Origin of the sequence: Enterobacter cloacae complex sp. IR5441 (assembly GCF_049238215.1) — a bacterium.
GTDB classification, from domain to species: Bacteria; Pseudomonadota; Gammaproteobacteria; order Enterobacterales; family Enterobacteriaceae; genus Enterobacter; species Enterobacter hormaechei_C.
In genome coordinates this window covers 465,789-478,412 of the sequence record NZ_JBMKIA010000001.1, presented here as the reverse complement: position 1 = coordinate 478,412, position 12,624 = coordinate 465,789, and the positions used below count along the sequence as shown (strand labels likewise).

Annotated in this window: 12 protein-coding genes and 3 tRNA genes; 8 read left to right on the top strand and 7 right to left on the bottom strand. The window is 55.6% G+C overall.

The genetic code is table 11. The features are described 5' to 3' along the window. Positions 1 to 48 precede the first annotated feature (48 nt). Together ACOTX5_RS02295 and xni are read left to right on the top strand one after the other, a co-directional pair. Positions 49 to 1,416: an L-serine ammonia-lyase gene (locus ACOTX5_RS02295; RefSeq protein ID WP_045911285.1), complete on the top strand. Its 1,368-nt coding sequence runs from the start codon at positions 49 to 51 to the stop codon at positions 1,414 to 1,416. A gap of 112 nt (positions 1,417 to 1,528) precedes the next feature. After that, positions 1,529 to 2,284, top strand: a complete 756-nt coding sequence (gene xni, locus ACOTX5_RS02290; RefSeq protein WP_023295348.1) for a flap endonuclease Xni — start codon at positions 1,529 to 1,531, stop codon at positions 2,282 to 2,284. 57 nt (positions 2,285 to 2,341) lie between these two features. Here the strand turns inward: xni and rlmM are convergent, their stop codons facing one another. From rlmM to ACOTX5_RS02270, 4 genes are all read right to left on the bottom strand, one after another. Beyond that, positions 2,342 to 3,442, bottom strand: coding sequence for a 23S rRNA (cytidine(2498)-2'-O)-methyltransferase RlmM (gene rlmM, locus ACOTX5_RS02285; protein WP_003862754.1), 1,101 nt, complete (start codon positions 3,440 to 3,442; stop codon positions 2,342 to 2,344). Then, positions 3,435 to 3,830 (bottom strand): DUF423 domain-containing protein, encoded by a 396-nt coding sequence (locus tag ACOTX5_RS02280; RefSeq protein WP_003862756.1) that lies wholly within the window; start codon positions 3,828 to 3,830, stop codon positions 3,435 to 3,437. The genes rlmM and ACOTX5_RS02280 overlap by 8 nt, the downstream gene beginning before the upstream one ends. A gap of 39 nt (positions 3,831 to 3,869) precedes the next feature. Beyond that, the gene (gene gcvA, locus ACOTX5_RS02275; RefSeq protein WP_003862758.1) at positions 3,870 to 4,787 is read right to left on the bottom strand and encodes a glycine cleavage system transcriptional regulator GcvA; all 918 of its coding nucleotides are present in this window, start codon (positions 4,785 to 4,787) and stop codon (positions 3,870 to 3,872) included. A gap of 350 nt (positions 4,788 to 5,137) precedes the next feature. Further along, positions 5,138 to 5,365: a YgdI/YgdR family lipoprotein gene (locus tag ACOTX5_RS02270; RefSeq protein ID WP_015571738.1), complete on the bottom strand. Its 228-nt coding sequence runs from the start codon at positions 5,363 to 5,365 to the stop codon at positions 5,138 to 5,140. Positions 5,366 to 5,556: 191 nt separating this feature from the next. On the opposite strand from ACOTX5_RS02270, the gene csdA reads away from it, so the two are divergent. Next, the gene (csdA, locus tag ACOTX5_RS02265; RefSeq protein WP_045911286.1) at positions 5,557 to 6,762 is read left to right on the top strand and encodes a cysteine desulfurase CsdA; all 1,206 of its coding nucleotides are present in this window, start codon (positions 5,557 to 5,559) and stop codon (positions 6,760 to 6,762) included. Beyond that, positions 6,762 to 7,208 carry a cysteine desulfurase sulfur acceptor subunit CsdE gene (gene csdE / locus ACOTX5_RS02260; protein ID WP_003862762.1) on the top strand — a complete coding sequence of 149 codons (447 nt, stop codon included), beginning with the start codon at positions 6,762 to 6,764 and terminating at the stop codon, positions 7,206 to 7,208. The genes csdA and csdE overlap by 1 nt, the downstream gene beginning before the upstream one ends. Here the strand turns inward: csdE and tcdA are convergent. Together tcdA and mltA are read right to left on the bottom strand one after the other, a co-directional pair. Next, complete coding sequence (gene tcdA / locus ACOTX5_RS02255) at positions 7,199 to 8,005, bottom strand: tRNA cyclic N6-threonylcarbamoyladenosine(37) synthase TcdA (RefSeq protein ID WP_006811804.1); 807 nt, start codon at positions 8,003 to 8,005, stop codon at positions 7,199 to 7,201. The genes csdE and tcdA overlap by 10 nt on opposite strands. Before the next feature lie 75 nt (positions 8,006 to 8,080). Further along, positions 8,081 to 9,178: a murein transglycosylase A gene (gene mltA, locus ACOTX5_RS02250; protein WP_015571742.1), complete on the bottom strand. Its 1,098-nt coding sequence runs from the start codon at positions 9,176 to 9,178 to the stop codon at positions 8,081 to 8,083. 208 nt (positions 9,179 to 9,386) lie between these two features. On the opposite strand from mltA, the gene ACOTX5_RS02245 reads away from it, so the two are divergent. From ACOTX5_RS02245 to ACOTX5_RS02235, 3 genes are all read left to right on the top strand, one after another. Further along, a tRNA-Met gene (locus tag ACOTX5_RS02245) sits at positions 9,387 to 9,463 on the top strand. A 44-nt stretch (positions 9,464 to 9,507) separates the two neighbouring features. Beyond that, positions 9,508 to 9,584, top strand: a tRNA-Met gene (locus ACOTX5_RS02240). A gap of 44 nt (positions 9,585 to 9,628) precedes the next feature. After that, positions 9,629 to 9,705 (top strand) — tRNA-Met (locus ACOTX5_RS02235). A gap of 89 nt (positions 9,706 to 9,794) precedes the next feature. Here ACOTX5_RS02235 and amiC read toward each other — a convergent pair. Beyond that, the gene (gene amiC, locus ACOTX5_RS02230; RefSeq protein WP_017382840.1) at positions 9,795 to 11,048 is read right to left on the bottom strand and encodes an N-acetylmuramoyl-L-alanine amidase AmiC; all 1,254 of its coding nucleotides are present in this window, start codon (positions 11,046 to 11,048) and stop codon (positions 9,795 to 9,797) included. A gap of 227 nt (positions 11,049 to 11,275) precedes the next feature. Here amiC and argA point away from each other — a divergent pair, with 227 nt between their 5' ends. After that, positions 11,276 to 12,607 carry an amino-acid N-acetyltransferase gene (argA, locus tag ACOTX5_RS02225; protein WP_015571744.1) on the top strand — a complete coding sequence of 444 codons (1,332 nt, stop codon included), beginning with the start codon at positions 11,276 to 11,278 and terminating at the stop codon, positions 12,605 to 12,607. Positions 12,608 to 12,624 lie beyond the last annotated feature (17 nt).

Here is a 12,624-nt window from a genome sequence, read left to right as displayed (position 1 = left end):
GCGGCGCCCCCCCCACTTCTCCCCTCTGACTGAAGCAATGGACGCATCATGATTAGCGTATTCGATATCTTCAAAATCGGTATTGGTCCTTCCAGCTCTCACACCGTCGGACCAATGAAAGCCGGTAAACAATTCACGGATGACTTGATTGCACGCGGCATTTTGCACGACATCACCCGCGTGGTTGTCGATGTATATGGTTCCCTTTCCCTGACCGGTAAAGGCCACCATACCGATATTGCCATTATCATGGGGCTGGCGGGTAATCTGCCGGATACCGTTGATATTGATGCAATACCTGGCTTTATCCAGGACGTGAACACCCACGGTCGTTTGCTGCTGGCGAACGGCGAGCATGAGGTTGAATTCCCGGTTGATCACTGCATGAATTTCCATGCGGATAACCTGTCGCTGCACGAGAATGGCATGCGCATTACCGCGCTGGCCGGCGACAAAGCGGTTTACAGCCAGACGTATTACTCCATCGGCGGCGGGTTTATCGTCGACGAGGAGCATTTTGGTCAAAGCACCAATTCTGCCGTTGATGTGCCGTACCCTTACAAAAACGCGGCCGACTTACAGCGTCACTGCCAGGAGACAGGGCTTTCTCTCTCCGGCCTGATGATGAAAAACGAGCTGGCCCTGCACAGCAAAGAGGAGCTGGAACAGCACTTCGCTAACGTCTGGGAAGTGATGCGCAGCGGCATTGAGCGCGGGATCACTACCGAAGGCGTGCTGCCGGGTAAACTGCGTGTTCCGCGTCGTGCGGCTGCGCTGCGCCGCATGCTGGTCAGCACCGACAAAACCACCACCGACCCGATGGCCGTCGTCGACTGGATCAACATGTTCGCGCTGGCGGTGAACGAAGAGAACGCCGCGGGTGGCCGCGTCGTCACCGCGCCAACCAACGGGGCGTGCGGAATTGTTCCGGCGGTTCTGGCGTATTACGACAAGTTTATCCGTGAAGTGAATGCAAACTCACTCGCGCGGTATATGCTGGTCGCCAGTGCGATTGGCTCACTGTACAAGATGAACGCCTCGATTTCCGGCGCGGAAGTGGGCTGTCAGGGTGAAGTGGGCGTCGCCTGCTCTATGGCGGCGGCGGGTCTGGCCGAATTACTGGGCGCAAGTCCTGCGCAGGTTTGTATTGCGGCGGAAATCGGCATGGAACATAACCTGGGGCTGACCTGCGATCCGGTCGGCGGACAGGTCCAGGTGCCATGCATCGAGCGTAACGCCATCGCCTCTGTGAAAGCGGTGAACGCGGCCCGTATGGCGCTGCGTCGTACCAGCGAACCGCGCGTCTGCCTCGACAAGGTTATCGAAACCATGTACGAAACCGGTAAAGATATGAACGCCAAATACCGCGAAACTTCCCGCGGTGGCCTGGCGATGAAGATCGTCACCTGCGATTAAGCCTCTCAGGAAGCCTCGTTTTGCGAGGCTTCTTCCTGTTTTCGCCACCATTCATAGTTTCATGCTGCGCTCAGTGTTACCCTTCACATATCAGACAGAAGGGAGATTATCTGTGGCCGTTCATTTGCTTATCGTCGATGCACTTAACCTGATTCGCCGTATTCATGCGGTACAGGGCACCCCCTGCAAGGACACCTGTTTACACGCGCTGGAGCAGCTCATTCGCCATAGCGAACCCACCCACGCTGTTGCCGTATTCGACGATGAAGCACGCAATACCGGCTGGCGGCACCAGCGCCTGCCGGACTACAAAGCCGGACGTGCGCCGATGCCGGACGATCTGCACGCAGAAATGCCCGCTATCCGCGCGGCCTTTGAGCAGCGCGGCGTTCCGTGCTGGGGCGCCCACGGTAATGAGGCTGACGATTTAGCCGCAACGCTGGCGGTTAAAGTCGCGAGCGCCGGGCATCAGGCGACTATCGTTTCAACCGACAAAGGCTACTGCCAGCTGCTCTCTCCAACGATCCGCATCCGGGACTACTTTCAAAAACGCTGGCTGGACGCGCCATTCATTGCCAGCGAGTTTGGCGTATCGCCTGAGCAACTGCCGGATTACTGGGGGCTGGCGGGGATCAGCAGCTCTAAAGTGCCGGGTGTCGCCGGTATTGGACCCAAAAGCGCCGCACAGCTGCTGACGGAGTTTCAGAGTCTGGAAGGAATTTACGCCAGGCTTGATGAAGTGCCGGAAAAATGGCGCAAAAAGCTGGAGGCGCATAAAGAGATGGCGTTTATCTGCCGGGAGGTGGCGACGCTACAGACGGATTTACAGCTGGACGGGAATTTACAGCAGTTAAGGTTAGAGCGTTAAAACAACCACACGATTTTGTAGGCCCGGTAAGCGCAGCGCCACCGGGCGTTACAAACGTTATCGCTCGTCGCGACGCCCACCCACTGCCGCCCACCAGCGACGAATATGGACCGTCACTTCTTCGCGGTCGTGATAAAGCTGACGCGCCTGGATTTCCGCGTTAATCCCGTGTTCGTCCAGCTGCTGCTGAATATAGGCCAGGTTCTGCGACACCTCTTCGTAGCGCTTTTTCATCGGCAGCTTGAGGTTGAAAATCGTCTCACGACACCAGCCGTTCACCAGCCAGGAGGCCATCAGCGCCGCGACTTTCGCCGGTTTTTCTACCATGTCGCACACCATCCAGGAGATGTTGTTGCGGTTCGGGCGATAGCGGAAGCCATCCTCACGCAGCCAAGTGACCTGCCCGGTATCCATCAGGCTTTGCGCCATCGGGCCGTTATCCACAGACGAAACCCACATATTGCGTTTCACCAGCTGATAGGTCCAGCCGCCCGGGCACGCGCCAAGGTCGACGGCATACATGCCGTTTGCCAGACGTTCGTCCCACTCGTCCGCCGGGATAAAGACGTGAAACGCCTCTTCCAGCTTCAGGGTTGAACGGCTCGGCGCATCTGCCGGGAAGCGCAGACGCGGGATCCCCATAAAGAACGGCGAATTATTGGTGGTATACGAGTAGCCGGCGTAGCAACATCCTGGCGCAATAAAGAAGATATGCACGACCGGGCGCTTTGGCGTTTCGTAGTTTGTCAGCACACCCGCATCACGCAGCGCCGCGCGCAGCGGCACGGTGAACTTACGGCAGAACTTCATCAGCTCTTTGCTTTCGTTGGTGTCGGCCACTTCCACGCGCAAATCGCCGCCCTTCTCCACCACACCCTGCAACAGGCCAACAATCGGCGTGATGCGATCTTCCGGCGGAAGATCTTTCAGCAGTTCGCCCGCGACAAACATCTGACGGGCGAAAATCAATGAGCTGAACGGCAGTTCGCGCGCCAGCTTGTCGGCATCATCAGGCTGATAGCATTCAAATACCACATAGCCCGCGTTCTCTTTGACGCGAGCGAATCCAAAGACTTCACGCTTCGCCGCTTTATCGGTAATTTCCGCGGCGCACTCTTTCTCAAACCCCGGGCGACAATATAAAACAACCTTATTCATGAACAACGCCCTTGCGTTTCAGACGGATAGCTCCGATAAACATTAACACCCAACCCGCCAGGAAGCTGACGCCGCCGACAGGTGTAACAAACGCCCACAGGCGTAAATGCGACAGCGCCAGACAGTAAAGACTGCCGCTGAACAGTACGGTACCCAGCGCCAGAAAGACGCTGCTCCAGTAAAACCAGATGCTGATGCGGCGCTGCATCGCCACCGCCAGCCCAAAAATTGCCAGCGTGTGGAACGCCTGATATTCAAGGCCGGTCTGGATCCAACCCATCTCCACAACGCCCAGAGATTTGCTTAAGACATGCGCGCCAAACGCGCCCAGAGCTACAAAAATAAAGCCACTCACCGCGGCGAAAATCAGCATGAATCGGCTGGTCATGTTTAAGTCCTGAATTGATGCGTGCCCGGCACACAAACGTTATTGTTCATACCTGAAGCGGAATTTTTCTTGCTCGCTTGCCGCTTTCGCCAGTATCCACTGCCGGAAAGCGGCTATTTTACCCAGTTCTGCCTGACTGTCATGACAAACCAGATAAAATGCATTCTTGCTGACCAGTACATCGTTAAATGGGCAAACCAGACGGCCTGCCTCAATTTCGGACTGCGCCATAACGTTGTTTGCCAACGCCACGCCCTGCCCGTGAATGGCAGCCTGTAGCACCATCGCGCTGTGGCTAAAAATGGGCCCCTGCTGCACGTTTATATGATTAAGACCTAACTGGCGGGTATAAGTTTGCCAGTCGCGACGCGAAGCATCGTGCAAAAGCGTATGTTGCGCCAGATCGGCGGGCGTTTTGAGCGCTTTATCCCCCGTCAGCAGCAGCGGTGAACAGACCGGCAACAGATATTCTGCGTATAATTTTTCCACACGCAAGCCCGGCCAGTTACCGCGACCGTAAAAAATCGCCACGTCCACATCATCTGCCAGCTTGTCTTCCTGACGGTCCACCGCCTGGATTCGGACATCGATTCCCGGATAAGTTGAGTTAAAGCTTGAGAGTCGCGGCACCAGCCACTGAATGGCAAAACTGGGCAATAAACTCACAGTCAGAGCGCCTTTTGCGCTCCGGGCCTGAAGCTTGCGAGTGGCTTCCGTCAGCTGGGAAAAAATCTCTTTAATATCCTGAAAATAGCTCTGCCCCTCTTCGGTCAACAGCAACGAACGGTTGCGTCGACGGAACAGCTTAAGCCCCAGAAAATCCTCCAGAGACTTGATTTGATGACTTACTGCGGCCTGTGTCACAAAAAGCTCATCGGCTGCGCGGGTGAAGCTGAGGTGGCGTGCTGCTGCATCAAAAACACGTAATGCATTTAGGGGTGGCAATCGCTTGGACATGGTTATCTGGCTTAGATGTTAACGAGATTTAACATATAGGAAACAACGTTTAACCTATTAGTTTTTTTTATCTGAGCCATTATAATTTGTCCGTTGAGGAACTACCAGCAAATACCTATAGTGGCGGCACTTCCTGAGCCGGAACGAAAAGCTTTTTTTGGAATGCGTGTTCTGAAGGGCTTTTGGCTTACGGTTGTGATGTTGTGTTGTTGTGTTTGCAATTGGTCTGCGATTCAGACCACGGTAGCAACGCTACCAATTTTTCACTTCCTGTACATTTACCCTGTCTGTCCATAGTGATTAATGTAGCACCGCCAACTTGCGGTGCTTTTTTTTCGCTTATCTAACTGTTAATGCTCGATTTCCTTCATCTCTTTCACATCACTGCGGTTGATCTGCTGTTTGTTCCCGTTAGCATCTTTGTAAGAAATCATCCCGGTATCATTATCGGTTGTCGGTTTCCCTTCAGAGACGATAGATCGACCATCGTTGGTATGCATTACGTAGTTATTACCAGAACAGGCGCTCAGGGCAAAGGTCAACGCACAGGCAGAAATGATTGCAGCTGTCTTTTTCATGATTATCTCCTTTAGCAATTAATGCTATTCAAACCTCGATTTATAACAGGCTAAAACATCCGCCTAACACTATTTAGCATAACCTGCTTTTTCAGACTCGCCAGGATAAGCAGACAAATCTGATAGATATCAACTTCCTTGCCCTGCCGATGAATTTGCGCGACGATCGTAGAATCGATATGAGGAATTCCATGAACGCTTTCAGTCCTGCGCAGTTTCGCGCACAGTTTCCTGCGCTGGCCGATGCCGGCATTTATCTTGATAGCGCCGCCACGGCCCTTAAACCGCAGGCGGTGATTGAGGCAACCCGCCAGTTTTACAGCCTGAGCGCCGGGAACGTGCACCGCAGCCAGTATGCCGACGCGCAGCGCTTAACGGCGCAATACGAAGCCGCACGGGATCAGGTCGCGCGCCTGATCAATGCTGACAGCGGTAAGAACATCGTCTGGACGCGGGGCACCACAGAGGCCATTAACATGGTGGCGCAATGTTACGCGCGTCCGCTGTTGCAGCCCGGGGATGAGATCATCGTCAGCGAGGCGGAACACCACGCCAACCTGGTACCCTGGCTGATGGTGGCCGAACAAACCGGGGCACGGGTTGTAAAGCTCCCGTTGGGTGCGGACTTCCTGCCTGACGTGGCGCGTCTGCCTGAGCTGATTACTCCGCGCAGCCGTATTCTGGCGCTGGGGCAGATGTCCAACGTCACCGGCGGCTGCCCGGATCTGGCGCGTGCCATTGAGATTGCCCATGCCAGCGGCGTGGTGGTGATGGTCGACGGTGCGCAGGGTGTGGTGCATTTTCCGGCTGACGTTCAGGCGCTGGATATCGACTTCTATGCCTTCTCAGGACACAAATTGTACGGGCCAACCGGTATCGGCGCGCTGTACGGCAAACCTGAACTGCTGGCCCGGATGACGCCGTGGCTCGGCGGCGGCAAGATGATTACCGAAGTCACCTTCGACGGTTTTAAAACGCAGGATGTACCCTACCGCCTGGAAGCCGGTACCCCAAACGTGGCCGGGGTTATCGGCCTGAGCGCGGCGCTCGAATGGCTGGCAGAAATGGACGTGGTTCAGGCTGAAAGCTGGAGCCGGGGTCTGGCGACGCTGGCGGAAGAAGAACTGAAAAAACGTCCGGGTTTTCGCTCGTTCCGCGTCCAGGACTCCAGCCTGCTCGCCTTTGATTTCGCGGGCGTGCACCATAGCGACATGGTGACGTTGCTTGCCGGATACGGCATTGCCCTGCGTGCCGGACAGCACTGCGCCCAGCCGCTGCTGGCGGCTATTGGCGTGAGCGGTACCCTGCGCGCCTCGTTTGCACCGTACAATACAAAAAGCGACGTCGATGCGCTGGTTTCCGCCGTCGACCGCGCCCTGGAATTACTGGTGGATTAATGACAAGTTCAGCTTTAGCCGGGCACCCGTTCGGCACCGTTATTACTGAAGAGACGTTAAAACAGACCTTCGTCCCGCTCACGCAGTGGGAAGATAAATATCGTCAGCTGATCCTTCTGGGTAAACAGTTGCCTGCACTGTCAGACGAGCTGAAATTACAGGCGAAGGAGATCGCAGGCTGCGAGAACCGCGTCTGGCTTGGGTTTAGTGTATCCGGAGAGAAACTGCATTTCTTCGGCGACAGCGAGGGACGCATTGTTCGCGGTCTGCTGGCGGTGCTGTTGACCGCAATCGAAGGGAAAAGCGCCGCAGAGCTGCTGGCGCATTCTCCGCTAGCGCTGTTTGATGAGTTGGGACTTCGCGCGCAGCTTAGCGCCTCGCGCGGTCAGGGACTGATTGCGCTAAACGACGCGGTACTGGATGCCGCCCGTCAGGCTCAGGCCTGACGTTCCGCCTTCGCCATCATCTTCTTCAGGGCGTGAGAGACCGCCACAAAGCCGAAGGAGGCGGTCACCATGGTGGCCGCTCCAAACCCTGAGGCACAATCCATCCGCTTTGGCCCTTCCGCCGTGCTTTTCATTGCACAGACCGAACCATCCGCCTGCGGATAAACCAGCGCTTCTGTCGAGAACACACAGTCCACGCCCAGCTTGCCTTTGCTATTTTTCACCACGTTGAAGTCGCTTTTTAAGCGCTCGCGCAGCTTAGCGGCCAGCGGATCCTGAATGGTCTTCGCCAGATCCGCCACCTGGATCTGCGTCGGATCAATTTGTCCACCCGCGCCGCCCGTTGTCACCAGCGGCACCTTGTAACGACGACAGTAAGCGATCAGCGCCGCTTTTGGCCGCACGCTGTCGATGGCATCAATCACATAGCTGTAGCCTTTGCTCATGTACTCCGCGACGTTATCTGCCGTCACAAAGTCGTCGATCACCGTCACCCTACACTCCGGGTTGATGAGACGAATACGCTCCGCCATCACCTCGGACTTCGCCAGACCGACGTTATCACGCAGGGCGTGGATCTGACGGTTAGTGTTAGTGACGCAGACGTCATCCATATCAATCAACGTAATTGCGCCAATGCCGGTTCTCGCCAGCGCTTCTGCCGCCCACGAACCCACACCACCAATGCCCACCACGCAGACATGCGCATCCGCGAACAGTTGCAGGGCTTTTTCACCATATAACCGTGCCGTGCCGCCGAAACGCTGGCGCCAGGCATCGCTGATTACCACAGACATAAAACCTCAGATGTAAAAAGGGTGAGGTATTCCTCACCCTGAACCGTAATCCGTCTTGCCCTCAGAATAACACAATCAGCCGCTGAATACGTTTCCGGTACCCGGCGCTGCCTTCAGCACCCACACGCGTCCGTAGTGGTTATACCAGCCTGCACGATGGCCGGCATCCGGGCCGATGCCCTGATAAATGTCGAAGTGCTGGCCTTTGATCGCCCCACCCACGTCCAGCGCCACCATCAGGCGTAATTCATACTTGCCGTTGAATTTGCCGTTGTTGTCGAGGAGTGGAACTTCCGCCAGCAGCGTAGTACCTGCCGGGATAATCGAACGATCCGATGCCACAGAAGCGCGGCCAATCAGCGGGACGGCGCTCGCCCCTTTCACCGGCGCAAAGTTCTGCGGTTTGAAGAAGACAAACGATGGGTTCTGCTCAAGCAGCTCACGCACTTCCGCTTCGCTGTGTTTTTCGCCCCACTCGCGGATCGCCTGCATCGACATATCTTCTCGTTTCACTTCGCCACGGTCGATGAGCACCTTACCGATGCTGCGATAGGCATGGCCATTTTTCCCGGCGTAGCTAAAGAAGTTCAGCGGCGAGCCGTCGCCAAAATCAATATAGCCGCTGCCCTGCACGTCCATAATGAAGTTGTCCATCAGGGAGTTGCTGTAGGCCAGCACGTAATTTTCGCTCAGCGCGCCAGCGTAGATCTCGGCGCGGGACGGCAGACGACCGCGTTTCGGCGGCATACGGTAAATGGGATACTGGAACTCGCCCTGGCGTGTGTGGCGCGCCTGGACAACCGGAGTGTAGTAACCGGTAAACTGGACGTTACCGTAGTTATCCGCCCCCTCCATCTGCCAGGCATCGATACCAAACTGGCGCATATTGCGGGTATCACCGCCTGCACGCAGCCAGTCCTGCACGGCGCTATAGACGTTGTTCTGCGAACCGTATAAACGCGGAGAAGCAGTGCGGATCTGGTAGACCTGCTCGGAGAAGTCTCCGGCATTGATCGGAGCGCCCACGGCGTCTGGCTGGTTAACTAAAGAGAAAGGCTGGGATAACTTCCCGTCTTTATACTGTTGACCGCGATCGGTCGGTTTGGAAGAGCAGGCCGCAAGAATCGCCACCATTGCGCCTGTCATCAGATACTTCGCCCAACGTCCTTTCATTATATCTCGTCTTTTAGTTGCCCAATTCCGCGAGATGAAGATAACAAACCCACCGTGTTAATGAAATGCAATCACCTTCCCTTTGGCAAATTCTGCACAAAAAATAGTCCAAAGTGGCTTTTGCCGTTCATTTTGCATACAAAATAATGAATTATGTGAAAAAGGGGTTGCATCACAAACCTATCCGAGTATAGTGCGCTTCCACGGACGCGGGGTGGAGCAGCCTGGTAGCTCGTCGGGCTCATAACCCGAAGGTCGTCGGTTCAAATCCGGCCCCCGCAACCAATTAAAATTTGATGAAGTATCTTCTACGACTGTAGAAAGACGGACGCGGGGTGGAGCAGCCTGGTAGCTCGTCGGGCTCATAACCCGAAGGTCGTCGGTTCAAATCCGGCCCCCGCAACCAATCAAATTTGAAGAAGTAAGTTTCTACAAGTGTAGAAAGACGGACGCGGGGTGGAGCAGCCTGGTAGCTCGTCGGGCTCATAACCCGAAGGTCGTCGGTTCAAATCCGGCCCCCGCAACCAACACTTCTTAAAACAATAAACACCCTGAAGGGTGTTTTTTTGTATCTGGCGTTTGTGAAAATGCCGGGCATGATACCCGGCTTAATGCCCTACCCCCGCCGCGCCAGCGTTTCCCCGTCTGAGAAGTAGGCCCGGATCCCCGCCAGAATCGACTCCGCCACTTCCTGCTGGAATTTAGCCGTCTTGAGCTTACGTTCCTCTTCCACGTTACTGATAAACGCGGTTTCGACCAGAATGGATGGAATATCTGGCGCTTTCAGTACCGCAAATCCGGCCTGCTCGACGCTGTTTTTGTGCAGCTTGTTGACCCGGCCCAACTTGCCCAGCACCGCTTTACCAAACTTCAGGCTGTCGGTAATGGTCAGCGACTGCACCATATCAAACATCGTATGGTCGACGTAACGGTCGCCACTTTTGCTCACGCCACCAATTAAATCCGAGGCGTTCTGCGTGTCCGCCAGGTATCTCGCGGCGGTACTGGTCGCCCCTTTCGTTGACAGGGCAAACACTGAAGATCCACTCGGCTGGCGGCTGGTGAAGGCATCCGCGTGAATAGAGACAAACAGATCCGCGCGCTGCTTTTGCGCTTTTGCCACGCGGACCTTCAGCGGGATAAAGACATCTTCGTTGCGCGTCATGTAGGCGCGCATATTGCCCTCTTTGTCGATCAACGCCTTCAGACGACGGGCAATTTGCAGCACCACATCTTTTTCGCGGGTGCGATATTTCCCGACGGCGCCGGAATCTTCTCCGCCGTGGCCAGGATCGAGCATGATCACAATCGGGCGATCGCGCCCCGCCTTGCCCGGCTGTGGGCCACTTTGCGCTGGCGGAACCTGGCTGTCGAGATCGCCTTTGTTGTAATCCTCAAGTAAGGCCAGAAGCGGATCCTGAATATCCGTCGCATTCGCCGGATAGAGATCCATCACCAGACGCTCCTTAAAGGCGGCTACAGGCGCAAGGGCAAAGAGCTGAGGTTTCACGTTCTGCTTCAGCTCAAACACCATACGCACGGTTTGCGGATCGAACTGCCCGACGCGCGCCGATTTGATAAACGGATCGTCGCCACGGATCTGAGCTGCCATGCCTTTAAGCACGGAGTTGAGGTTCACACCTTCGAGATCAACCACCACACGTTCAGGATTGCTGAGGGCAAATTGCTTGTATTTCAGCACGCGATTGGACTCGACCGTCACGCGCGTATAGGTCGACGACGGCCAGACGCGCACCGCGACTACCTGGCTTGTGGCGGCAAGACCCACCTGGCTGACGCTAAGCAACCACATCGCCCCGGCCCCTTTTAACAGGCGGCGGCGGCTTATTGCTGAATTGGATCCCGACATGCTTCTCCCGAGCAAGAAATCTGATTGATGAACAAAACGCCCAAATTGACCGAAAACTTTAACGAATGACGCATAAACTGTCATCTATAAAAGGGTAAACAATCATACGTTAACGCACGGATTACTTATTATTTTCTGTGGGTCGCAGAAAATTTAGGCTTGCACACGCGGCCACAATCGAATAAAAATACAGAAATTACGAATAAACATTCACTAAGGGTTGTGTCATGGTTAAGGAACGCAGAACCGAACTGGTCCAGGGATTCCGCCATTCTGTTCCCTATATCAACACCCATCGGGGAAAAACGTTTGTCATCATGCTTGGCGGCGAAGCCATTGAGCATGAAAACTTTTCCAGCATCGTCAATGATATCGGCCTGCTGCACAGCCTCGGCATCCGTCTGGTGGTGGTGTATGGCGCACGTCCGCAAATTGAAGCCAACCTGGCCGCCCATCACCATGAGCCGATCTACCACAAACACACGCGCGTGACGGATGCGAAAACCCTCGAGCTGGTCAAACAGGCGGCGGGTCTGTTGCAGCTCGATATCACCGCCCGCCTGTCGATGAGCCTGAATAATACGCCGTTGCAGGGCGCGCACATCAACGTGGTGAGCGGCAACTTTATCATCGCTCAGCCGCTCGGCGTGGACGATGGCGTGGATTACTGCCACAGCGGCCGCATCCGCCGTATTGATGAAGAAGCCATTCACCGCCAGTTAGACAATGGCGCGATCGTTCTGATGGGCCCTGTTGCCGTCTCCGTAACGGGTGAAAGTTTTAATCTGACCTCAGAAGAGATTGCCACCCAGCTGGCCATCAAGCTGAAAGCGGAAAAAATGATCGGCTTTTGCTCCTCACAGGGTGTCGTGAACGATGAGGGCGTGATTGTGCCAGAACTTTTTCCGAATGAAGCCCAGGCGCGCGTCGAAGCGCTGGAAGCAGAAGGCGATTACTATTCCGGTACCGTGCGTTTTCTGCGCGGCGCCGTTAAAGCGTGCCGTAGCGGGGTGCGCCGCAGCCACCTGATCAGCTATCAGGAAGACGGCGCGCTGTTGCAGGAGCTGTTCTCCCGTGACGGGATCGGTACGCAGATCGTCATGGAGAGCGCCGAGCAGATCCGCCGTGCCACCATCAACGATATCGGCGGCATTCTGGAGCTGATCCGTCCGCTGGAACAACAGGGAATTCTGGTTCGCCGATCCCGCGAGCAGCTGGAGATGGAGATCGACAAGTTCACCATCATTCAGCGGGATAACCTGACCATTGCCTGTGCGGCGCTTTATCCGTTCCCGGAAGAGCAGATTGGCGAAATGGCGTGCGTCGCCGTGCATCCTGATTACCGTAGCTCCTCACGGGGGGAGCTGCTGCTTGAACGCGTGGCGGCACAGGCGCGCCAGATGGGTCTGAGCAAGCTGTTCGTGCTTACCACGCGCAGCATTCACTGGTTCCAGGAGCGCGGCTTCACGCCGGTGGATATTGATTCCCTGCCGGAAAGTAAGAAAGAGATGTACAACTACCAGCGCCGCTCGAAGGTGTTAATGGCGGACCTGGGATAACAGTCACCCTCTCCTGC

Bases quoted from the DNA above. Each gene is read 5' to 3' on its own strand.
- mltA (WP_015571742.1), bottom strand. From the start codon at position 9,178: ATGAAAGGACGTTGGGCGAAGTATCTGATGACAGGCGCAATGGTGGCG.
- tcdA (WP_006811804.1), bottom strand. From the start codon at position 8,005: ATGTCTGTGGTAATCAGCGATGCCTGGCGCCAGCGTTTCGGCGGCACG.
- gcvA (WP_003862758.1), bottom strand. From the start codon at position 4,787: ATGTCCAAGCGATTGCCACCCCTAAATGCATTACGTGTTTTTGATGCA.
- rlmM (WP_003862754.1), bottom strand. From the start codon at position 3,442: ATGAATAAGGTTGTTTTATATTGTCGCCCGGGGTTTGAGAAAGAGTGC.
- ACOTX5_RS02280 (WP_003862756.1), bottom strand. From the start codon at position 3,830: ATGACCAGCCGATTCATGCTGATTTTCGCCGCGGTGAGTGGCTTTATT.
- csdE (WP_003862762.1), top strand. From the start codon at position 6,762: ATGACAAGTTCAGCTTTAGCCGGGCACCCGTTCGGCACCGTTATTACT.
- amiC (WP_017382840.1), bottom strand. From the start codon at position 11,048: ATGTCGGGATCCAATTCAGCAATAAGCCGCCGCCGCCTGTTAAAAGGG.
- ACOTX5_RS02270 (WP_015571738.1), bottom strand. From the start codon at position 5,365: ATGAAAAAGACAGCTGCAATCATTTCTGCCTGTGCGTTGACCTTTGCC.
- ACOTX5_RS02295 (WP_045911285.1), top strand. From the start codon at position 49: ATGATTAGCGTATTCGATATCTTCAAAATCGGTATTGGTCCTTCCAGC.
- argA (WP_015571744.1), top strand. From the start codon at position 11,276: ATGGTTAAGGAACGCAGAACCGAACTGGTCCAGGGATTCCGCCATTCT.
- csdA (WP_045911286.1), top strand. From the start codon at position 5,557: ATGAACGCTTTCAGTCCTGCGCAGTTTCGCGCACAGTTTCCTGCGCTG.